13 protein-coding genes are annotated in these 24,219 nt (G+C 38.1%); 12 read left to right on the forward strand and 1 reads right to left on the reverse strand.

The features are described 5' to 3' along the window. Positions 1-13: 13 nt before the first annotated feature. From OPU68_RS15735 to OPU68_RS15790, 12 genes are all read left to right on the forward strand, one after another. A complete protein-coding gene (locus OPU68_RS15735) occupies positions 14-1,426 on the forward strand; it encodes a glycoside hydrolase family 43 protein (RefSeq protein ID WP_498474911.1) in 1,413 nt (470 codons plus the stop codon). 24 nt (positions 1,427-1,450) lie between these two features. After that, positions 1,451-2,818, forward strand: coding sequence for a glycoside hydrolase family 43 protein (locus OPU68_RS15740; protein WP_498474912.1), 1,368 nt, complete (start codon positions 1,451-1,453; stop codon positions 2,816-2,818). Positions 2,819-2,824: 6 nt separating this feature from the next. Further along, complete coding sequence (locus tag OPU68_RS15745; RefSeq protein WP_498474913.1) at positions 2,825-4,768, forward strand: glycoside hydrolase family 97 protein; 1,944 nt, start codon at positions 2,825-2,827, stop codon at positions 4,766-4,768. A 181-nt stretch (positions 4,769-4,949) separates the two neighbouring features. Beyond that, a complete protein-coding gene (locus OPU68_RS15750; protein ID WP_498474914.1) occupies positions 4,950-7,481 on the forward strand; it encodes a glycosyl hydrolase 115 family protein in 2,532 nt (843 codons plus the stop codon). 804 nt (positions 7,482-8,285) lie between these two features. After that, a complete protein-coding gene (locus OPU68_RS15755; protein WP_498474915.1) occupies positions 8,286-11,012 on the forward strand; it encodes a T9SS type A sorting domain-containing protein in 2,727 nt (908 codons plus the stop codon). Between the two features lie 195 nt (positions 11,013-11,207). Then, positions 11,208-13,835 (forward strand): glycoside hydrolase family 3 C-terminal domain-containing protein, encoded by a 2,628-nt coding sequence (locus OPU68_RS15760; RefSeq protein WP_498474916.1) that lies wholly within the window; start codon positions 11,208-11,210, stop codon positions 13,833-13,835. 133 nt (positions 13,836-13,968) lie between these two features. After that, positions 13,969-15,942 (forward strand): alpha-L-arabinofuranosidase family protein, encoded by a 1,974-nt coding sequence (locus OPU68_RS15765; RefSeq protein WP_498474917.1) that lies wholly within the window; start codon positions 13,969-13,971, stop codon positions 15,940-15,942. Positions 15,943-16,079: 137 nt separating this feature from the next. Next, complete coding sequence (locus OPU68_RS15770; protein WP_498474918.1) at positions 16,080-17,777, forward strand: ribulokinase; 1,698 nt, start codon at positions 16,080-16,082, stop codon at positions 17,775-17,777. A gap of 452 nt (positions 17,778-18,229) precedes the next feature. Beyond that, complete coding sequence (locus OPU68_RS15775; protein WP_498474919.1) at positions 18,230-18,928, forward strand: L-ribulose-5-phosphate 4-epimerase; 699 nt, start codon at positions 18,230-18,232, stop codon at positions 18,926-18,928. Positions 18,929-18,957: 29 nt separating this feature from the next. After that, entirely contained in the window at positions 18,958-20,454 is a 1,497-nt protein-coding gene (araA, locus tag OPU68_RS15780; RefSeq protein ID WP_498474920.1) for an L-arabinose isomerase, read from the forward strand. 21 nt (positions 20,455-20,475) lie between these two features. Then, positions 20,476-21,633 (forward strand): galactose-1-epimerase, encoded by a 1,158-nt coding sequence (locus OPU68_RS15785; protein ID WP_498474921.1) that lies wholly within the window; start codon positions 20,476-20,478, stop codon positions 21,631-21,633. Between the two features lie 3 nt (positions 21,634-21,636). Beyond that, entirely contained in the window at positions 21,637-23,364 is a 1,728-nt protein-coding gene (locus OPU68_RS15790; RefSeq protein WP_498474922.1) for a sodium:solute symporter family transporter, read from the forward strand. Between the two features lie 51 nt (positions 23,365-23,415). Here the strand turns inward: OPU68_RS15790 and OPU68_RS15795 are convergent, their stop codons facing one another. Beyond that, entirely contained in the window at positions 23,416-24,093 is a 678-nt protein-coding gene (locus tag OPU68_RS15795; RefSeq protein WP_498474947.1) for an NUDIX hydrolase, read from the reverse strand. Between the last annotated feature and the right edge of the window lie 126 nt (positions 24,094-24,219).

The following is a 24,219-nucleotide window of genomic DNA, read 5'->3' on the forward strand; positions in this document are numbered from 1 at the left end:
TAAATATTTGAATATGAATAATTTAAAATTGAAATCTTTACTAAGCTCATTGATATTAACGAATGCAATTTGTCTTTTTGCTCAGAATCCAATAGTCCAGACCCATTTTTCGCCGGACCCTGCACCGATGGTGTATAAAGATAAAATGTACGTTTACACAGGAGACGACATTCCGGGATACGATTTTTATTATATGACGAAATGGAGGGTTCATTCATCCGAAGATATGGTCAACTGGACAGACCACGGTGTTCCAATTTCCTTAGAATCCTTCAGCTGGGCTCGTGACCGCGCCTGGGCATCACAATGTATACAGCGAAACGGCAAATTTTACTGGTACATCTGTGCCCAAACCGTTAATAATGATATGGCAATTGGTGTTGCCGTTTCAGATACTCCGACAGGACCATTTAAAGATGCGCTCGGAAAACCATTGATTACAACGGGAAGCTGGGACAATATCGACCCGACGGTTTTCATAGATAAAGACGGGCAAGCCTATCTCTATTGGGGAAACAGCCATCTTTTTTATGTAAAGCTCAACAAAGATATGGTTTGGTATGAAGGGAAAATTACTGAAATTCCACAGTCGGTGGAATCATTTGGCGGACTCAGACGTCCCGGAAAAAGTGATGAGGTTTTGCAAAAGCAAGAGCAATTTGAAGATGTTTTTGTGGAAGGACCTTGGTTTTACAAGCGTAATAAACAATATTATCTGATGTACGCAGGAATGACCGGACGTACAGAATGTCTGTCTTACGCCACAAGCTCATCACCAACAGGTCCCTGGAAATATCAGGGCAAAATAATGACCGACCAGCCGACCAACAGCTTTACCAACCACGGCGGAATCATTGATTTCAAAGGGAAATCCTACTTGTTTTATCATACAGGATTATTGCCGGGTGCCGGAAGCTACGGCAGATCAACAGCCATTGAAGAATTTAAATATAATCCGGACGGTAGCATTCCGAAAATTATAATGACCAAAGAAGGCGTAAATCCAATAGGAACGGTAAATCCCTACAAAAGAAACGAAGCAGAAATGATTGCGTGGTCCGAAAAATGCAAAACCGCCGAAAATAAGAAAACCGGAGTTTATGTAACCGAAACAAGAACAGGTGGATTCGTTAAAGTCCGTTCTGTAGATTTTGGAAGTCAGGGAGCCTCGGAATTTTCAGCTTCCATAGCTGCCGGACTTGACGGAGGAATTCTGGAAGTCCGTTTAGACAGTGTTAAAGGAATAAAATTAGCCCAAATTGAAGTGCCGAGAACAGGAGACTGGGACGTCTGGAAAACTTTGACAGCCAAAATTTCAGAATCCGTTTCAGGCGTTCACGATGTGTATTTTGTCTTTCAGGGAAAAAATATCACGGCAGGTCGTGAGCTTTTTAATTTCGATTACTGGAGTTTTCAGAAAAAATAATGTTTGAATGTTAATTATTTAAAAATGAAGAAAAATATAATAAAGTCAGCGTTAAGTACTCTGTTAATAGGATATGCAGGAGTTTTGTCTGCACAGAATCCCATTATTCAAACCGCTTACACCGCCGACCCGGCGCCGATGGTGTTCAATGACCGTTTGTATGTTTACACGAGTCACGACGAAGACGATTCTACGTGGTTTACAATGAATAACTGGAAATTATATTCTACCAACGATATGGTCAACTGGACAGATCACGGCGTTATTCTTTCCTACAACGATTTTGATTGGGCAAAGCGTGATGCGTGGGCGGCTCAGTGTATCGAGAGAAACGAGAAATTTTTTATGTATGTGCCAATGATTTCCAAAACCAATAACAAAGGTGCAATTGGAGTTGCAGTTGGCGACAGTCCGTTTGGGCCGTTTCACGACCCATTAGGAAAACCTTTAGTTCAGAGTAAATGGGGCGATATTGACCCGACGGTTTTCATTGATGATGACGGTCAGGCACATTTGTATTGGGGAAATCCGAAACTTAAATATGTAAAACTCAATGAAGATATGATTTCTTATTCCGGCGATATTGTTGAAGTTCCGATGACCGAAGAATCTTTCGGAAAGCGGGAAGGAAATCCGGAAAGACCGACGAAGTATGAAGAAGGTCCGTGGTTGTACAAACGAAAAAATCTCTACTATCTCTTCTGGCCGGGCGGTGCATTACCTGAATTTATCGGCTATTCGACAAGCAAAAGTCCGCAAGGTCCGTGGAAATATGGCGGAATTATAATGCCTGCAGAAGGAAAATCTTTTACCAATCATCCCGGCGTGGTTGATTTCAGAGGGAAAACCTACTTTTTTTATCACAATGGTGCATTGCCGGGCGGAAGTGGGTTCACACGTTCAGTAAGCGTGCAGGAATTAGAATTTAATAAAGATGGCTCTATTTCACCTTTCAAAATGACCAATGGGATTACGAAAGCTATTGCAACCGTTAATCCTTACACATTCAATCAGGCGGAGATGATTTCGTGGTCAGAAAATGTAAAATCTTATCAAAATAAAGTTGCGGGAGTTTTCATTAAAGCAAAGAAAAGCGGAGCCTACACAAGCGTAAAAAATGTTGATTTTGGAAAAGATGGCGCAACAAATTTTTCTGCAAGAGTAGGAACCACGCATAACGGCGGAGTTACAATGGATATTCATTTGGACAGTTTGGACGGACCGATTGCGGGAACTGTAAAAGTCCCGATGACTGGTGGAGATGACCGTTTTGAAACGGTTAAAATTAATGTATCCAACAAAATTACAGGCACTCACAATCTTTATTTCGTTTTCAATGGCAAAGCGGAAAAAGACATTATGTTTTTCGATTATTGGATGTTTTCAAAATAAATCAGAATGAAAAAATTTACACTTTTATTTCTATTATTAATAAGCTTTTGTTTTTTATCGAATGTCAAAGCACAAGTTGCCGAAGTTTCAAGTCCGGATGGAAAGTTAAAGCTTGAAGTTTTTTCAGAAAACGGAAATGCATTATATTCTTTGAATTTTCAGGGAAAAATGATGCTCGAAAAATCTCCGTTGGGTTTAGTAACCAATGAATCTGATTTCTCTAAAAATTTAAAATTCATCAACAGCAAGAAAGATTTCGTTTCCAAAAAATACAGCAACGAAAAAATTAAAAAGTCAGAAGTTGAGTACAAAGCCAATACGCTGACTGTCAATTTTATCAATGCAAACGAACATACTATTGGGATTGAATTTCAGGTAAGTGATAATAATATTGCTTTTAGATATGAAATTCCGCCAATGAAAGAACGCTTCAGCATTGTCGTACAATCGGAAATTACTGGATACAGATTTCCTCAAAAGACGACAACATTTCTTTCGCCAATGATGAAGCCGATGACTGGTTTTGCACGCACCGCACCGAGCTACGAAAGCGGCTACAAAGCCGATGCAGAATTAGGAACGAAAGCTGATTATGGTTACGTTTTCCCTGGGCTTTTTCATATCGGAAACGAGGGCTGGGTTTTGCTTTCAGAAACTGGAGTTAGTAGTTTGTATTGTGCTTCTCATCTCAACACCACTTCAGATAAAAATCTTTACCGAGTTGCTTATCCGAATATGGCGGAAAATAACGGATTCGGAAGTTCAGGAGCAGCAATTTCTTTGCCCGGGAAAACTCCGTGGAGAACCATTACGATTGGAAATTCTTTGAAACCGATAGTTGAAACGACCATTCCATTTGATGTTGTAGAACCTCTTTATGAACCTTCGCAGAAATATCAGTTCGGAAAATCTACCTGGAGCTGGATTCTATGGCAGGATAACAGTATGAATTATGACGATCAGACCAAATTTATTGATTTGGCATCAAAACTTAATTATGAATTCATTTTGATGGATGCGCTTTGGGATAAAAATATCGGCAAAGACCGGATGAAAGAACTCGTTCAATACGCCAAATCTAAAAATGTGGGAGTAATGCTTTGGTATAATTCCAACGGAGCCGCCAATGATGCGCCAATGGGACCAAGAAACAAAATGAGCACTTCTGTAGAACGCAAAAAAGAAATGAAATGGCTGAAAGAAATCGGTGTAAAAGGTCTGAAAGTCGATTTTTTTGGTGGCGACAAGCAGGAAACGATGCGTCTGTACGAAGATATTTTGTCGGATGCCAATGATTTTGGTCTGATGATTATTTTCCACGGCGCTACTTTGCCGAGAGGTTGGGAAGTAATGTACCCGAATTATGCTGGAAGCGAAGCTGTTTTAGCCTCGGAAATGCTTTACTTTTCGGAAGATGTCCGTAAGCAGGAAGCATTTTTTGCAACCTTACATCCTTTCATCAGAAATACGGTGGGAAGTATGGAGTTTGGCGGAACTTTTCTGAATAAATTTTTAACGAAATCCAATAAAGAAAAGAACAGAAGATTAACCACAGATGGTTTTCAGTTGGCGACAGCAGTTTTGTTTCAGAATCCGATTCAGATGTTTGGAATAATGCCGAATAACCTGACTGATGCTCCAAAATTCCAGTTGGATTTTATAAAAGAAGTTCCCACGCTTTGGGATGAAACGGTTTTCATCGATGGTTATCCCGGAAAATATTCTGTGATAGCGAGAAGGCATAATGACAAATGGTATGTTGCGGGTGTAAATGCTGAAAAAACTTCTAAAAAACTTACACTCAATCTTCCAATGTTGGCTGGTAAAAATCTGGAGCTTATTAATGATGATAAAAGTGGAAACACTTTTACAAAAACAGTTTCCATCAATAAAAAAGGAGAATTTGAAATTGAAATTCAGCCAAATGGAGGATTTGTATTGAAGAATTAAAGCAGGGATAATTTGGGCAGCTTAATCCGTCTTCCACTCCCGCTTTTTTGCTCGTCGTGCCTCCTCACAAAAAGAGCTCCGTTCAAGCCGGGCTGCGTGCAATTCGCAACCGATCAATGTTAAACTAAACCTTATAGGTTTTCAGAATCTATAAAGTTTCAATTAAATCAAAATAAAGATTATGAACAGATTACCGATACTATTTCTCGTTGTATTATTGTTTGGTGCTTGTTTTAATGCAAAGGCAACCGAACCTTTTATCACCAGAGAAAAAAGCAACGATGCCATTCTTCTGAAAGAAAAATCAGTTAAGATTTCATTATTTACAAATGATAATATCGATGCAGGAATATTAAGAGCCATCAAAAACCTACAATCCGATTTTCAGAAAGTAACAGGTGAACAACCTAACATACTGAATCAGATTTCCGAAATGAATACTCCTTTAATCATCATTGGAACTATAGGAACCAAATCGGTGATTGATGATTTAATCAGACAAAAAAAGATTGACGGAAAAGCATTAAACGGAAAACGTGAAAAATACATTATCCAAAATATTAGCAATCCGTTTCCCGGAGTTTCGGAAGCCATTGTGATTGCAGGCAGCGACAAACGAGGAACCATTTATGGTATTTATGAAGTGTCTCGGCAAATCGGCGTTTCACCCTGGCATTACTGGGCAGATGTTCCGGTGGAAGCAAAAGAAAATTTATACTTCAAAAAAGGAATGTATACCGACGGAGAACCTGCCGTAGAATACCGCGGAATTTTCCTGAATGATGAAGAACCTTCGCTTGGCGGTTGGGCAAGAGCAACTTTCGGCGGCATCAATTCTAAATTTTACGAAAAGATTTTTGAGCTGCTTCTTCGCTCCAAAGCCAATTATCTCTGGCCTGCGATGTGGGGAAAAGCATTCTATGACGATGATGCGTTGAGCGGACCTTTAGCCAACGAAATGGGAATCATAATGGGAACTTCTCACCACGAACCGATGGCACAGGCTCAGACGGATTGGCACAGATACATCAAAAAAAATAACCTTCCGAACGTTTGGGATTATTCTAAAAATGCTAAAGTGTTGCAGGATTTCTGGAAAGCCGGAATAGTAAGAAGCAAAAACTGGGAAAAATTAGTCACTGTCGGAATGCGTGGCGACGGTGATGAAGCGATGGGAGAGGGAACTAATATTTCTTTGCTTGAAAATATTGTAAAAGACCAGCGCAAAATCATTCAGAATGTTACTGGTAAAAATCCAAACAAAACGCCTCAGGTTTGGGCTTTGTATAAAGAAGTTCAGGATTATTATGACAAAGGAATGAGAGTTCCGGATGATGTGATTCTGTTGTTTTGTGATGACAACTGGGGCAACGTGAGAAAGCTTCCTGACCTTTCAAAGCCTTTGCACAAAGGTGGTTACGGAATGTATTATCATTTCGATTATGTAGGCGGTCCGAGAAATTCCAAATGGATTAACATCAATCCAATTCAGAGAGTTTGGGAGCAGATGAATCTTTCTTACGAGCATAAAGTAGACAAAGTCTGGGTCGTGAATGTGGGTGATTTAAAACCAATGGAATTTCCGATCAGTTTCTTCCTGGAAATGGCTTGGAATCCGAAACAATTTAACTCTAAAAATCTTTTGGCATTCACCGAAAAATGGGCTGCGCAGCAATTTGGCGAAAAACATTCAAAAGAAATTGCCAGAATGATTAATCTTTACGCTAAATACAACCGTAGAGTTACACCAGAAACCCTTGACAGCAAAACATTTAGCTTGGAAAATTATAATGAATTTGAAACGGTTTTGAATGACTACAGATCTTTGGCGGTGGATGCATTACGTTTGAAAGACCAAATTCCTACTCAATATCAGGATGCATACTATCAGTTGGTTCTTTATCCGATTGATGCTTGCAGCAATTTGTATGAGATGTATTATGCAGTTGCCAAAAACAGGGAATTGGCAGCCCAAAATGATCTTAAAGCCAATAATTATGCAGATAAAGTAAAAGAATGTTTCGAAAGAAATGCGTACCTCGATAATAAATATAATAATGAGATTTCAGGCGGAAAATGGACACATATGATGGATCAGATGAAAATAGGGTACAAAGCTTGGTTTGACGGAAAGGAAAATATAATGCCTGAAGTCACTTATGTTTCGGAAGCAAATGCTCCGAAAGAGAAAGTTTTTCAGGAGAAAAATGGTTATGTTTCAATTGAAGCCGAAAATTTTGCAAGAATGAATAATTCAGACCAAATTCATTGGGAAGTTATTCCTGATTTCGGGAAAACAAAATCCGGTATCACCACTTTTCCTCAAAACGCTTATCCAAAAACTGATGAAAATATTTATCTGGAATACGACATTAATTTCGAATCCAAAGGCGAATTTGAAATTCAGCTTCTTTTAGCTCCAACCCTTAATTTCAACCACAACAAAGGATTGCGCTACGAGATTTCCTTTGATGGCGGAATTCCTCAAACCATTAATTTCAATGGACATTACAAAGGCGAATTAGGAAGATGGCAGTCGGAACACATTATTAAATCAATTACAAAACATCAGATTTCCCAACCGGGAAAACATAATTTACGTTTCAGAGTTTTAGAACCGGGAATTGTTTTAGAAAAGATTTTAATCAATACTGGAGGAGTTAAGTCAAGTTATTTGGGAGCACCGGAAAGTGAAATTTTAGAAAATAAATAGATTCTCATTAGCAAGAATTATTGTTAAATCAGCCCTTTCAGAATTTAAACTCTGAAAGGGTTTTTGATATAAGTCTTAATTTCAATAAAATTACCCATCGATTTTCTGAAAAATATAGCTGATCTTTTACAGCTCGACCGAGAGCAAAATCCAATCGTTGAACAAAAAATTAACTGATTTCTCAAATTTTAATTTTCACGAACGAATTAAGGAGGTATCGCTTATTTTTTAAGCCATTTATCAATCAAAATCAATAGTAAAATTCTGTATTATTTAATATCTATAATTTTTTTTTCAGCATAATTAATAAGATGCTTATCATAATTATCCATATCTAGTGACGGGTGTATATAAATATGAGTTGTTTTTAATCTCCTTTCGATACTTACTTTAATATTAACTAATCATTAACACAATGATAACATAATCATATTTCTATTGATTTTAATATTATGTATTTTTATGATAAGTAGTTAAAAAATTATTAATTTAGTAATTAAATATGTTATTTTATTGAATTATTTGTTATATTAGTGTCGAATAACATTTAATACTGAAATTAATATGAATGCTATGAAATTTATCAACTGATTTTATTCGGCTGAACGAGTAAAAAGATTGTTATGCAATTTTAGGAAGATCTAAAAGTGATTCGATAACTGTCACTCCAAAAAAACTTCACATGATCCATAAAGATGCTTTTCCTAAATGCATCAGGAATTGAATTGTCTTTTTTGAAAAAATATTGCAGCTACTAAAAACTAATTTGAAAGTCGAAAATTATTAAAAATAAAACTTTACATTATGAAAAAAACTATCTTAAAATTAATAAACAGAATTGCTTTTATTGCAAGTGTTGTGTTAACCTGGCAAGTAAATGCGCAAACGCCGAAAGTCCGTATAGACAACACTACACCAAGACAAAAAATCACAGGTTTCGGTGGTTTTGTATGCAGTCCTCAGTTTGCTTATGACCATATGACTCCTGCTGAAATAGATAAAATGTGGGGAACAAACAGCGAGGCAGGATACAATATTATGAGACTTTATATTCCTACAACTCAGGCAAACTGGAGTGCAGCTTTAGCCACTGCGCAAAAAGCAAAATCTTTGGGTTTGATTATTTTTGCCAGCCCGTGGTCTCCGCCTGCCGAATGGAAAACCAACGGTAATGATGCCGGAACTTATAATGGCGTGGAAGGTTTTTTAAAAGAAGAAAATTATGCAGATTTTGCCAATTATCTCAATGATTTCGTAGTTTATCTCAGAAATAATGGTGTAGAGTTATATGCAATATCACTTCAGAACGAGCCGGATTATGTCGTGAGTTATGCTGGTTGTACCTACACTCCGGCTCAAATAACCAATTTCTTAAAAAATTATTCAGACGTCATTTCCTGTAGAATCATTGCACCGGAAACTGTTGGGATGTCAAACAATTATGCCAGTGCGCTTCTTGCTGCAGACGTATTACCGAAATTTGAAATTTACGCAGGACATCAATATGGCGGGATTGGTTCTACATACAAAGGATTTCTGAGTACTAATAAGGAAATCTGGATGACAGAATATCTCATCAACTGGAATTCAAATGGTGGAACAAGAAATTTCTCCTGGAGCACAGATGCATTTGACTTTGCGAAAAGTGTAAATGATGTATTAGTAGGCGGAGGAAATGCATGGATCCATTACGCTACGAAAAGATATTACGGAATGATGGGAGACGGTCAGTTTGGAACTGTAGCAGGTGGAATCACCAAACGAGGATACATACTTTCCCACTTTGCAAAATATACCACAGGTTCCAAAAGACTGGATGCGATATGGAGTGATCAGGGTTCTATGCAAGGATCGGCTTATATCAATGAAACCGCTGATAAAGTGACGCTGATGGTTTTCAATTCCTCAGCTAGCACTTATACTCTGAAAGTAGATTTGCCATTTTACACGACATCAGCTCAGAAAATCTTGACCAATGAAACAACTAATATGGTTTCCTCAAACCTGAATTTTACTGAGACATTTCGCCCTACAATTCAGGTAAATCCTTCCAGTGTTATAACTTTCGTTTTTGATAAGAGTAATATCCGAGAAGTTTCCAATATGACGGGACAAGATGTTAATTATAATAAAATAGAGAATCAAACAGTTACAAATTCTGCTTTTGGTACAGCTTACCAATTAAGTGGTAAAACCGCTACTTTGTATAACTCTACACCATTAATCAGTTCCAATACGACGGATGCCAGCGGATATGTGAGTTTGGACGATCGTTATAATAAACTGGTTTTCCACGTGAATAGTTTTACTACGAGCAATCTTGCAACTTCATCCAATACGACACTTTATTATATAGATAATGCAGGAGTTGTGAAGTCATATAATTATGGAACTGTAAATTTACCATCATCCGGATCTTCCAATTTCGATTTGGTTTTTGATATTTCAAGAGCTGTTCTTACGACTGGTTGTAAAGGTATTATAGGGCTTAGAAATGGTAACTTCAGCTCAATTCTTACTTTTAATTTCGGAGATGTTTATTTTGGAATTTCGAATGAGAAAGCAATGAAATTTGCCGGAGTTTATTCAGACGGAGACAGCAATCTGATGGATGTTTATGAAAACACTTATTATACATCATTGGATTTTACCAACGTAACGAATATCAATACATCTGCAAATTGGAAAAGCAAAATGACTAATACCAACAGTCTTTTCTACGTAAGCAGTGGCTCTGGTTTCCGTACAGATTCCAAAGCTGCAAATTCAAATGTTGTTTCAGGAACTACTTGTGCTTCATTGGAATTGTCCGATCAGGGAGGTGATTTTAATGCACCATTTAATTTCACGGCAACTGCGGCTTCTTATACTAAAACAGTTAGTGGCTATGCGGTTCTTGTTCTTCCGTTCGAAGCTGGTGTTCCAAATGGAATACAAGCTTATACAATGATGCCTTCATCATCCAAAGTCTTGTGTACCTCTGTTCCAAATGGAAAAATTCCTGCTAATACACCTGTGTTAATAAATGGAAATGGAACTTTTACTTTCACAGGATCAGGATCAGTTTCCACACCAAAAGCGATCGTTTCAAATCAGTTCAATGCGGATTATAGTTCGGTAAAAGCATACACGGGAGGATATGTTCTGAAAACGGTAAGTGGAACGACAGGATTCTACAAAATTACAAGCGGAAGTGAGGCTGTTTCTTCTTTCAGTGCCTATATTTCTGAAGAAAATCCTTATTCAGTTTCGATGTTACCATTGGAATTCGAGACACTTGCTGCAGAAAATACTTCCAATTCCAAAGTACAGATTTATCCGAATCCTGCTAAAAATGAAATTTTCGTTGATTGGAAATCAGCTGATGCAGTGTATTCTATCATTGATGCAAAAGGAGGCATAGTTTCTTATAAAGCAAAATTGACCAACGGCAAAAACAGAATTGATGTTTCAAAATTTCCTTCCGGATTATATTTTATTGAGATATCCGAATCAGGGAAAAACATCAAAAGTAAATTTATAAAACAATAACCTCATTCATATTTTTTCAAATTAATTTTTAGGAAGTCACCGGTTTATTCTGGTGACTTTTTATTTAATAATTTATAATTAAGTGTAATATATACATTTATTTAAAATAGAATGTTATATTTGTTTTTAATAGAATTGGTATTTCTTCAGTTTGAAATAAAATTCATCTTCCGAAAGCATTTTAAATATTTCCTAATGAAAAAGATTATACTTTCCTTATCAATCTTCGTTTGTGCATTTTCATCCGCACAGAATTTCAAACATTCCTTTCAAAATCCAAAACTTCCTGTCGAACAGAGAATCGAAAATCTTCTCGGATTATTAACCGTCGAAGAAAAAATCGGAATGATGATGGATAATTCCAAAGCAGTTCCAAGACTCGAAATTCCCGCTTACGGATGGTGGAATGAGGCACTTCACGGCGTCGCCAGAGCCGGAACAGCGACTGTTTTTCCACAAGCCATTGGTTTAGCAGCAACCTGGGACGTTCCGGAACATCTTAAAACTTTCGAAATGATCTCTGACGAAGCCAGAGCAAAATACAACAAATCTTTCGATGAAGCCAATAAAACCGGACGTTACGAAGGTCTGACATTCTGGACGCCGAACATCAATATTTTCCGCGATCCGAGATGGGGAAGAGGTCAGGAAACTTACGGAGAAGATCCTTATCTTACTTCTGTTTTGGGGGTTGCTGCGGTAAAAGGTTTGCAGGGAAATGATCCTAAATATTTTAAAACACACGCCTGCGCCAAACATTTTGCCGTTCACAGCGGTCCGGAGTGGAACCGTCATTCTTACAATGCCGAAATTTCCAAAAGAGATCTGTATGAGACCTATCTTCCTGCTTTTAAAGCATTGGTTTTAGAAGGAAATGTTAGGGAGGTGATGTGTGCTTATAACGCTTTTGATGGACAGCCTTGCTGTGCAAACAATACTTTATTGACAGAAATTCTTCGGGGAAAATGGAAATACGATGGGATGGTAGTTTCCGACTGTTGGGCTTTGGCAGATTTCTATCAGGAAAAATACCACGGAACCCATCCCGATGAAAAAAGTACTGCTGCAGATGCACTTAAACATTCTACAGATTTAGAATGTGGTGATACGTATAACAATCTTAATAAATCTCTAGCCAGCGGATTAATCACCGAAAAAGACCTCGATATATCAATGCGAAGAATCCTCAAAGGCTGGTTTGAGCTCGGAATGCTTGACCCAAAATCTTCTGTTCATTGGAATCAAATTCCATATTCGGTGGTAGATTCGGATGAACATAAGAAACAGGCTTTGAAAATGGCTCAAAAATCTATTGTGCTGATGAAAAACGAGAAGAATGTCCTGCCTTTAAATAAAAGCATTAAAAAAATAGCAGTAGTCGGTCCCAATGCTGATGACGGAATTATGCAATTAGGAAATTACAACGGGACGCCTTCTTCAACGGTTACAATTTTAGATGGAATCAAAGCTAAATTTCCAAACGCTGAAATTATTTATGAGAAGGGAAGTGAAGTCGCAGATCCATCTTCAAGAACTTCTCTTTACCCCAATTTTATCAGTCAGAAAAACGGACAAAAAGGAATGAAGGTAGAGTTTTTTAACAATAATGAATTCAAAGGAAATCCTGCCAATATTTCAGTCAATAGAACAGGAATCAGCTACAACAGCTTTGGCGGAACACAGCTTGCACCAAATGTCGGAAGAGAAAATACTTCTGCAAAAATTTCGGGTATTTTTAAAAGCACTTATATTGGTGAAGTAATATTTTCCGCGGCTACATCAGATATTTACACACTTTTTGTTGACGGCAAAGAAATCGCTACAAGAAAAGGTCCCGATGCAAGACATCCTTCGGAATTTTCTGTGAAAATGGAGAAAGGAAAAGAATATTTGGTAGAACTTCGACACAGTCAAAAAGGGAAATACGTAAGCATTTCCTTTGAAGTGTACAGAAAAGACCCGGTAAATTTTGCCTCAGTAAAAGATAAAGTGAAAGATGCAGATGTGATTGTGTTCGCAGGCGGACTTTCCCCAAGTCTTGAAGGTGAAGAAATGCAGGTAAGCGCCGAAGGTTTCAAAGGTGGTGACAAAACTTCAATAGAACTTCCTAAAGTTCAGCGTGAACTGTTGGCAGAATTGAGAAAAACAGGAAAACCTGTTGTTTTTGTACTCTGTACAGGAAGTGCGCTTGGCTTACAGCAGGACGAAAAAAATTATGACGCATTGCTTAATGCCTGGTACGGAGGACAATCCAGCGGAACTGCTGTGGCAGACGTTTTAGCGGGAGATTACAATCCGTCTGGAAAGTTGCCGATTACTTTCTACAAAAATCTGGAGCAACTAGATAATGCACTTTCAAAAACCAGCAAGCATCAGGGTTTTGAAAATTATGATATGCAGGGAAGAACCTATCGTTATATGATCGAGAAACCTTTGTACGCATTCGGTCACGGTTTAAGTTATTCAAAATTCACTTATGGAGATGCTAAATTGAGTAAAAACTCTATTAATTCTAAAGAAAATTTGACTATTACAATTCCGGTTACCAACATTTCAGAAAGAGACGGCGAAGAAGTGGTGCAGGTTTATGTGAAAAGAAATAACGATGCTTTGGCTCCTGTAAAGACTTTAAGAACTTTTGAAAGAGTTTTGATTAAATCTAAAGAAACAAAAAACATCCAACTGACGATTTCTCAGGAATCATTCAAATTTTACGATGAAAAAGCAGATGATTTGGTTTCAAAACCTGGCGATTACACCATTTTTTACGGTGGAACGTCTGATAATGCAGGATTGAAACGTATGCAGTTAAAAGTCAAATAAACTATTCTCAATTTAGGAAACCTTATAGGTTTATCAATAAACAGAAATACTACTCAATTTAAAAGTTTATTATTAGAGATGTCACACTGAGCGTAGTCGAAGTGTCTGTTTGAACAATCAAAAAATAGTATCAATGAAAACTAAAAATAAAATCTTCACCCTTCTTCTTTCAGGTTGCGTTGCATTTTCATCGGCACAAACCTCAAAGTTTACTTTAGATTTAGACGGAACATCTACCAACATCAAAATCAAGCCAACGATGTACGGAATTTTCTTTGAAGACATCAATTTTGCAGCAGATGGCGGTATTTATGCCGAGCTCATCAAAAATCGAAGTTTTGAATTTGATGAACCGTTGACGGGCTGGAAACAGCAAAACACAAAAACACTTTCTCCCAATCTGGATTCAGGTTTTCTGACGATTTATTCGGATAATTCCAAAACCAATAAAAACTACGCAAGAATAACAGTTTACAATGACAAAAATTATATTTTGGAGAACGAAGGTTTCAGGGGAATCGGACTTCATCAGAACTCGAAGTATGATTTTAGTTTCGACTTGGAAAATGTATCAGGAAACATTTCTGCCGTCAACGCAAGTCTGATTGATGAAAACGAAAAGATAATCTCGACAGTTCCCATTCTCATTAAAGGAAAAGGATGGCAAAAATATACGGCTGTTTTTTCTCCATCAAGAACAGTTGAAAAAGCAAAACTTCAAATCACTTTTACCGGAAACGGCGTGGTAAATATGGATATGATTTCGCTCTTCCCGCAAGACACTTGGAAGGGACGAAAAAGTGGTTTGCGAAAAGATTTGGTTCAGAAATTATATGATTTGCAACCCGGATTTTTACGTTTTCCCGGAGGTTGTATAGTCGAAGGAAGAACCCTTGCAGAAAGATATCAATGGAAAAAAACTTTAGGAAATTTCGCCGACAGAGAATATCTCATCAACAAATGGAGTTCCGGATTTGCCCATCGCCTGACTCCCGATTATTATCAGTCATTCGGATTGGGTTTTTATGAATATTTCCAGCTTTCCGAAGATTTGGGAGCAGAACCTTTACCGATTTTAAGTTGTGGAATGGCGTGCCAGTTCAACACAGCCGAATTGGTTCATTTGGAGGAATTAAATCCTTTCGTTCAGGATGCTTTGGATTTAATCGAATTTGCCAATGGAAACGAAAGTACAAAATGGGGAAAAATCCGTGCTGAAATGGGACATCCGAAACCATTCAATATGAAATATATCGGTGTAGGGAACGAGCAGTGGGGAGAAGATTACATTGAGCGATACAAAATTTTTGAAAAAGCCATTCACGACAAATATCCAGACATCCAAATCATTTCCGGAAGCGGGCCTTCGCCTGACGGAGAATTCTTTGAATATGGCTGGAAAGAGTTAAAAAAACTCAATGCACAAATTGTCGATGAGCATTATTACAATTCGCCCGAATGGTTTACAAAAAATGCAGGAAGATATGATGCTTACGATCGTTCCGGACCAAAAGTTTTTGCAGGGGAATATGCAGCACAATCAGTTGGGGTTGTGAAACCTGACAATAAAAATAACTGGCAGACCGCATTGTCAGAAGCTGCTTTTATGACCGGATTGGAAAGAAATGCAGATGTTGTCACAATGACTTCTTATGCACCGCTTTTTGCCCACACAGACGGTTGGCAATGGACACCGGATTTAATTTGGTTCAATAATCTCCAGTCGTATGCGACACCAAATTATTATGTTCAGAAATTATTTTCCAATAATAAAGGAACCGATTTAATTAAAATTTCTGAAAACGGGAATGCTGTAAAAGGTCAAAATCAACTCTTTGCATCGGCGGTGAATGACAGTGAAAATAATGAAGTGATTATCAAAATTGTCAATACAGATTCTCACGAAAAATCAATTGAAATCAATCCAAAAGATATCAAATTAGGAAGCAAACTGACTAAAACAACCTTAACATCATCACAACTTTCTGATGAAAATAATTTTGAAACAGAAAACATAAAACCTCTTGAAGAGAATTCTGTGATTAAAAAAGGGAAATTTTCTGTTCAAATCCCAGCCAATTCTTTCGTTGTTTTAAAGGTAAAATAGCCTTTAAGTACAATCAATAAAAGAAAAATAAAAATTAAGTGTAATATTTACATTTATTTAAAATAAAAATTTATATTTGTTTAAATCTCTCAATAAGAGAAATGTAAAAATTTATTAAAATTTAATTCATTATAAAAATGAAGAAATATGTTATCGGGTTAGACTATGGAACAGATTCAGTACGTGCAGTCCTGATTGATACAGAAAACGGAGCCGAGCTCGCAACATCCGTAAGCTACTACCAAAGATGGACAGAAGGAAAATTCTGCCAGCCGGAGCAAAACCAATTTCGTCAGCATCCTTTAGATCATATTGAAGGCTTGGAAAAAACCATTTCCGATGTTGTCAAAGAAAGTGGAGTAGCACCCGAAAGTATTGTCAGCATCTGTATCGATACCACTGGTTCATCACCGCTTCCGGTAAACAAAGAAGGAATTGCCTTATCCCTTTTGCCTGAATTTTCAGAAAATCCAAATGCAATGATGGTATTGTGGAAAGACCATACTTCAATTTCAGAAGCCGAGGAAATCAACCATTTGGCGAGAAATTGGGGCGGCGAAGATTATACCAAATTTGAAGGCGGAATCTATTCCTCCGAATGGTTTTGGGCGAAAATTCTCCACATCAACAGAGTTGATGAAAATGTAAAAAATGAGGCTTACAGCTGGATGGAACATTGCGATTATATCACATTTCTCCTTTCCAACAATCAGGATTTGGCAACTTTTAAAAGAAGCCGTTGTGCGGCCGGTCACAAAGCGATGTGGCACGAATCGTGGAACGGATTGCCGTCAAAAGATTTCCTTGGTCAGTTAGACTCGTCTTTAGCTGAACTTCGGGACAGATTGTACGATAAAACTTACACTTCCGATGAGGTTGCAGGAAATTTAAAACAAGAATGGGCAGCAAAACTAGGCTTGACAACCAACACCGTGATTGCCGTAGGAACTTTCGATGCCCATTCCGGAGCAGTCGGCGCAAAAGTGGAAGAGAATACTTTGATTAGGATTATGGGAACGTCAACCTGCGATATTATGGTTGCACATAACGAAATTATCGGAGACAAAACTGTGAAAGGAATTTGCGGACAGGTCAACGGTTCGGTTATTCCCGGATTGATTGGTTTGGAAGCAGGTCAGTCTGCGTTTGGAGATTTGTTGGCTTGGTACAAAGACATTCTGATGTGGCCAACGCAAAATATTCTGATGAATTCTAATGTCATCGATGAACATCAAAAACAAAAATTAAAAGAAGAAATAGAAAACAATCTCATCCGGAATCTCACTTTGGAAGCAGAAAAAATTCCACTTTCAGAAGCCGTTCCTATCGCATTGGATTGGGTGAACGGACGAAGAACGCCCGATGCCAATCAGGAACTGAAAGCCGCTATCAGCAATCTTTCTTTGGGGACTAAAACGCCGCATATTTTCAAAGCATTGGTGAATGCGATTTGTTTCGGTTCCAAAAAAATCGTTGACCGTTTCGAAGAAGAAGGTGTGAAAATCGAAAAGGTAATCGGAATCGGCGGTGTTGCCAGAAAATCACCTTTCATTATGCAGACGTTGGCAAATGTTCTCAATATGCCGATTGTTGTAGCAGCATCCGACCAGGCTCCAGCTCTAGGTGCAGCGATTTACGCAGCCGTTGCAGCAGGAATTTACACAAATGTTCAGGAAGCAAGCCAGAAAATAGGTTCCGATTTCGAAGCCGAATATTTCCCGCAGGCAGAGCACGTGGAAAAATATGCAGAATTAATGAGTCAATATCAGATTCTTGCTGACTTCACGGAAAACAATATCAAATCAAAGAAGAAGTTGATTGTTGACAGTTTATAGTTGATAGAAATCTTAAATAGGTCTTTGATAGCTCCGTAGGAGCGCACTGTTAATAGCTAAACATAATCATCCATACACATCAAGCCTCGTAGAGGCGACCTGTTATATAAATTATATAATTAAAACTAACAACTAACAACCAAAATGTTTATGGCAGCTTTATCCGCCCTCCGTTCCCGCTTTTTTGTTCCGCTTTGCTACACAAAAAGAGCTCCACTCAGGTCGGGCTGCGAACGATTCAGCGCTGGAATGAGCGGGCAATGTCATCCTGAGCTTGTCGAAGGAAGCCCGTTTAATAAATAAACAATCAAATCGGCTTTAGCCAAAACTTATTATAAATTTTGGCTAAATCCGAATGAGAATCAAAGATTAGACATCGGGCTAAAGCCCGACGCAATTGAAGAATCTCAATATCTAATTTTTCAATCTTTCAATCATTTAATAAAAATAAAATGAGCATCTATAAAGAACTCCAGAGAGAATGTTACGAAGCCAATATGCAGTTGGATGCTTTGAAGCTTGTTGTTTACACATTCGGAAACGTAAGTGCGGTCGACCGTGAAAAAGGAATCTTTGCCATCAAACCAAGCGGCGTTCCTTACGAACTTTTAAAACCAGAAGACATTGTGATTTTAGATTATGATGCCAACGTGGTCGAAGGAAATTTAAGACCATCTTCCGACACCAAAACCCACGCTTACCTTTACAAAAACTGGGAGAACATTGGCGGAATTTCCCATACACACGCCATTTATTCGGTCGCTTGGGCGCAGGCTCAAATGGACATTCCTATTTTTGGAACGACTCACGCAGACCATCTGACGACAGATATTCCTTGTGCACCGCCAATGCGAGATGATTTAATCGAAGGGAATTATGAATACAACACCGGAATTCAGATTTTGGATTGCTTCAAAGAAAAAGAACTGTCTTACGAAGAAGTCGAAATGGTTCTCATCGGAAATCACGGACCGTTCACCTGGGGTAAAAATGCAGACAAAGCTGTTTACAACAGCAAAGTCTTGGAAACCATTGCAGAGATGGCATATCGCACAAGACAAATCAATCCAGATGCACCACGCCTGAAAGATTCGCTCATCAAAAAACATTACGAACGAAAACACGGCAAAAACGCCTATTATGGTCAATAAAAAATTCATAATTAATCATTATAAAAACTATGTTAACACCTCTCAATACCAAAGAAATCTGGTTTATCACCGGAAGCCAGCATTTATACGGACCTGAAACATTAGCGCAGGTTGCAGAACATTCACAGAAAATTGTTGAAGCGCTTAATATTTCTTCATCAATTCCGGTAAAAGTTGTTCTGAAACCAACGGTAAAAACTACGGAAGAAATTTTTGAAACCCTTACAGCTGCTAATTTCTCAAAAGACTGTATCGGAATTGTAACCTGGATGCACACGTTTTCACCTGCCAAAATGTGGATTCGTGGTTTGACCGCTTTGCAAAAACCAATGCTGCATCTTCATACACAGTTCAATCAGGATATTCCGTGGTCTACGATGGATATGGATTTTATGAATCTGAATCAGGCAGCTCACGGCGACCGTGAATTTGGATTTATGGTAAGTCGTCTCCGCAAAAACAGAAAAGTAGTTGTGGGACATTGGGCGGATGAAAGGGTTCAGAAACAAATCGGAGACTGGAGCCGTGTGGCAGCAGGTTGGAACGATTGGCAAGGAGCGAAATTCGCTCGTTTTGGGGACAATATGAGATATGTTGCTGTAACCGATGGCGACAAAGTAGAAGCGGAAACCAAATTCGGATTTTCGGTAAATACCTGGGGAATCGGGGATTTGGTAAGTGTTGTCAATTCCATCGGCGATGGCGAAATCAAAATTTTGATAGAAGAATATGAAGCCTCATACAAAATGGCTGAATCTCTTCTTTCTGGCGGAAGCAACAGAAAATCTCTTGAAGCAGCAGCAAGAATAGAATTAGGTTTAGAAAAATTCCTGAAAGACGGAAACTTTAACGGTTTCTCAGATACTTTTGAAGACCTTCACGGTTTGGAACAACTTCCGGGAATTGCAGTTCAAAGATTAATGGAAAAAGGCTACGGATTTGCCGGAGAAGGTGACTGGAAAACAGCGGCTTTAGTTCGTGCGATGAAAACGATGGGACAAGGTCTGGAGGGCGGAAATGCCTTTATGGAAGATTATACTTATCATCTGAATCCTTCAAATCCTTCGGTTTTAGGTTCTCATATGTTGGAAGTTGACCCTGTTTTGGCAGTTGACAAACCGTCTTGTGAAATACATCCGTTAGGAATTGGCGGGAAAGCTGACCCGGTTCGTCTCGTTTTCAATTCAAGAGGAAATATCGATTCACTGAATGCCGCTTTGATGGATTTCGGAAATCATTTCAGACTTTTAATTAATAAAACAAAAGCGTTGGAAATCACGGAAGAATTACCAAAACTTCCTGTGGCAAGAGTTCTTTGGAAACCGCTTCCGGATCTTTACACGGCTGCTGAAGCGTGGATTTTGGCTGGTGGAGCGCATCATACGTGTTACAGCGAAAACATCAGTGCAGAAATGCTGGAAGATTTTGCAGAAATTGCAGGAATTGAATCTCTTGTTATCGATGAAGACACAAAAATCCGTGATTTTAAGAATACCCTTCGTTGGAATGAGATTTATTATCGTTAATCTTGCAAAATCATTCAGACTATGAAAAAAATAAGTTACAACCTGATTATTATTGCGCTTTTATGTATTTTCGGGTGCAATAAAAAAGAAAATAATAATCAGCCTCAAAAAGAGAATATGGAAAACATACAGGTTTCAGACTACGGAGTGACAGCGAAAGGCGATTCCATCAAAAAATATACTTTAACGAATAAAAATGGGATGAAGGTGGAAGTCATCAATTTTGGTGGAATTATCACTTCGCTCACAGCTCCCGATAAAAACGGAAAATATGAAGATGTCGTTTTAGGCTTTACAAAACCTGAAGATTATTTCAACGGAAATCCTTACTATTTCGGCGCTTTGATTGGACGTTACGGAAACAGAATTGCCAACGCAAAATTCACTTTGGAAGGTAAAACTTACGACATCGACAAAAACGACGGACCCAATAGCCTTCACGGTGGAAAAGAAGGTTTCCATACCAAATTCTGGAATATTGAACCTTTAAAAGATGCAAAGTTTCCAACGTTGAAACTGACTTACACAAGTGAAGACGGCGAAGAAGGTTATCTGGGAAAATTAACCACAACTGTTTTGTATACTTTGACAGATGAAGATGCCTTAGAAATCTCTTACGAAGCAACGACGGATAAAGCAACAGTTGTGAATCTGACGCAACATTCTTATTTCAATCTTTCAGGAGATTTCAAGAAAACCATTACTGACCACGAAATGCAAATCAATGCAGGCAAGTTTTTACCTGTCAATGTAACATTGATTCCAACAGGCGAACAGAAATCTGTAAAAGGAAGTCCGTTTGATTTTACCACTTCAAAACCGATTGGAAAAGATATCAACGCAGATGATGACCAGCTGAAAAAAGGAAAAGGATACGACCACAACTGGATTCTGAACGGAAACGGAATTAGAAGTATCGCCAAAGTGTATCATCCAGAATCGGGAAGAGTGATGGAAGTTTTAACAGACGAACCGGGCGTTCAGTTCTATTCCGGAAATTTCTTAGATGGAAAATTTGATACTAAAAGTGGCGGGAAAAATGAATTCAGAACAGGTTTTTGTCTGGAAACTCAGCATTTCCCGGATTCTCCAAATCAGGCTTCTTTCCCTTCAACTGAATTGAAGCCGGGACAAAAATACCAGTCAAAAACAATTTATAAATTCTCAGTTAAAAAATAAAATATGGGAAACTTAGCAACTATTGATATCATCATATTTCTAATTTATTTTGTGGTGGTAGCCGGTTACGGAATCTGGATTTACAACAGAAAAAAATCCACATCTACAGGCAGTAAAGACTATTTTCTTGCCGAAGGTTCGCTTACCTGGTGGGCGATTGGAGCGAGTTTGATTGCTTCCAACATTTCAGCAGAACAGTTCATCGGGATGTCCGGAGAAGGATTTTTCGTGGGTGTTGCTGTTGCAGCGTATGAATGGATTGCTGCTTTGGCATTGATTATTATTGCAATCTGGTTCATTCCTATTTATCTTAAAAACAAGATTTATACGATGCCCCAGTTTCTTGAAAGGCGTTACAATAAATCGGTTTCACTGATTATGGCGGTTTTTTGGCTGTTCCTTTATGTCATTGTGAATTTAACTTCAATTCTTTACCTCGGAGCTTTGGCGATCGATACTTTATTGGGGGGAGACAACCTTCACATCATTATGATCGGATTGCTTCTAATGGCTTTATTGATTGGTTTGGGCGGTATGAAAGTAATCGGTTACACCGACGTAATTCAGGTTGCAGTTTTGATTATTGGAGGTTTTGCTACGGTTTATATGGCACTTCAGATTGTTGACCAGAGAATCAACGGAGCTGCCATAGGAAATGCTTTTGCAGGTTTTCAAACATTGATGAAAGAGGCACCACAACATTTTAATTTGATTCTTGATAAACCGACCACAACGACGACTACATTGGCAATGCCGGAAAATCTTAGTGTTCAGAAATATGTTGTTCTCCCAGGATTGGCGATGTATTTTGCAGGTCAATGGATTGTAAACTTAAACTATTGGGGATGCAATCAATACATCACGCAACGTGCTTTGGGAGCAGATTTGAAGACCGCAAGAACCGGAATTTTATTCGCAGGATTTCTGAAATTATTTATGCCGATTATCGTAATGCTTCCCGGGATCGCAGCTTACGTTTTATATACGAAAGGACATTTGCCAGGTTTCAATGGGGTAAAAGACGGTGCTTATTCTGCAATTTTAGGGTTTTTGCCAACCGGACTGAAAGGTCTCGCAGTAGCAGCATTGACGGCAGCAATTGTAGCTTCATTGGCGGGAAAAGTAAACAGTATTTCCACAATTTTCACTTTAGATATTTATAAAAAATACCTGAAAGCCGATGCTACTGAAATCCAGATGGTAAGAACAGGACGTTGGGCAATTATCATCGCAATGGCTGTTGCTTTGGCATTTACCTGGACGGATGTTTTGGGAATCGGAGGAGAAGGTGGTTTCACATTCATCCAGAAATATACAGGATTTATCAGTCCGGGTGTTTTTGCAATGTTCCTTTTGGGAATGTTCTGGAAAAGAACTACAGGAACCGCAGCTTTGGTAGGCGTTCTTTTAGGTTTCTTATTGGCAATTTTCTTCAACAGTTTTGCAGTAGATATTTTCGGAAAAGAAACGTGGTTGTACACTGCTTTTACGTATGAAAAATTAGAAAATGGAGTCGTGCAGACCATTACAGAAATTCCATTTTTGATCAATATGGGATGGTCGTTCTTTATCACGGTTGCCGTAATGGTGGTGATAAGTCTTGCAGGACCGAAAGTAAATCCGAAAGCTTTTGCTATCGACGCAACAATGTTTAAAGTTGATAACAGAACTTTGGTGTTGATCGTCGTGACATTGCTTCTATTAACCGCACTTTATGTAAGATTCTGGTAATCTGAAAATACTTATAAAAAAATAGGATGTCGTTATCGGCATCCTATTTTTTTATATTTTAAACATAAAACCTTCAGCGATTTTTTTGTTGTATTTTTCCTCATCAAAAGTGTAGAGAAAAGAACCTTTTTTGGAAGAACTCATATCTTTCTCGTTCGTATTTACCAAGACATCGAGTGCATTGATTTTGCTTGTGAAATTCCGTTTGTCATATTTTTCATCAAAAATCGCTTCGTAAAGATTCTGCAGATCTTTCATTGTGAATTTTTCGGGAAGCAATTCGAATCCAATCGGTCGTGTGGTTGCTCTTCTTCTCAGTCTCAGAACAGCATCTTTTACCATTGCATTGTGATCAAAAATCAAATTGGGGTGACCTTTTAAATCAAACCATTTGGCACTGTACTTCTCATTAATTTGAATAGAATCCTGAATGTTTATCAGTGCATAATGCGATATCGACATTATTCTGGCACTCGGATCGCGGTCGACTGCGGTGTAGGTATTCAATTGTTCAAGATAGATATTTTCCAGACCTGTCAGCGCATTCAGAATACGATCGGCCGCCTGGTCAGAACTTTCCTGTTCATTGATAAATCCACCCATCAGTGACCAATCTCCTTTATTGGGTTCAAAATTTCTTTTGATCAGGAGAATTTTAAGATTTTCTCCATCAAAACCAAAAATAATACAGTCTACTGCGACAAAATGTTTAGGATAATTCTCTTCCATCAAAATTATTTTGTGCAAAGTTAAGATTTTTGTTGCAAGATTGACGATTACAGTTCATTAAATGTAATTACAACACTTTATATTTTCATTTAAAATTCAATAATCTAAAAAATCGTTTCAGACGGA

The organism is Chryseobacterium sp. TB1-D10 (genome assembly GCF_059803555.1).

Coding starts and splice junctions, on each gene's coding strand:
- OPU68_RS15795 (WP_498474947.1), bottom strand. CDS start 24,093: ATGGAAGAGAATTATCCTAAACATTTTGTCGCAGTAGACTGTATTATT.
- OPU68_RS15775 (WP_498474919.1), top strand. CDS start 18,230: ATGAGCATCTATAAAGAACTCCAGAGAGAATGTTACGAAGCCAATATG.
- OPU68_RS15760 (WP_498474916.1), top strand. CDS start 11,208: ATGAAAAAGATTATACTTTCCTTATCAATCTTCGTTTGTGCATTTTCA.
- OPU68_RS15790 (WP_498474922.1), top strand. CDS start 21,637: ATGGGAAACTTAGCAACTATTGATATCATCATATTTCTAATTTATTTT.
- OPU68_RS15770 (WP_498474918.1), top strand. CDS start 16,080: ATGAAGAAATATGTTATCGGGTTAGACTATGGAACAGATTCAGTACGT.
- OPU68_RS15765 (WP_498474917.1), top strand. CDS start 13,969: ATGAAAACTAAAAATAAAATCTTCACCCTTCTTCTTTCAGGTTGCGTT.
- OPU68_RS15750 (WP_498474914.1), top strand. CDS start 4,950: ATGAACAGATTACCGATACTATTTCTCGTTGTATTATTGTTTGGTGCT.
- OPU68_RS15735 (WP_498474911.1), top strand. CDS start 14: ATGAATAATTTAAAATTGAAATCTTTACTAAGCTCATTGATATTAACG.
- OPU68_RS15745 (WP_498474913.1), top strand. CDS start 2,825: ATGAAAAAATTTACACTTTTATTTCTATTATTAATAAGCTTTTGTTTT.
- OPU68_RS15740 (WP_498474912.1), top strand. CDS start 1,451: ATGAAGAAAAATATAATAAAGTCAGCGTTAAGTACTCTGTTAATAGGA.
- OPU68_RS15755 (WP_498474915.1), top strand. CDS start 8,286: ATGAAAAAAACTATCTTAAAATTAATAAACAGAATTGCTTTTATTGCA.
- OPU68_RS15785 (WP_498474921.1), top strand. CDS start 20,476: ATGAAAAAAATAAGTTACAACCTGATTATTATTGCGCTTTTATGTATT.
- araA (WP_498474920.1), top strand. CDS start 18,958: ATGTTAACACCTCTCAATACCAAAGAAATCTGGTTTATCACCGGAAGC.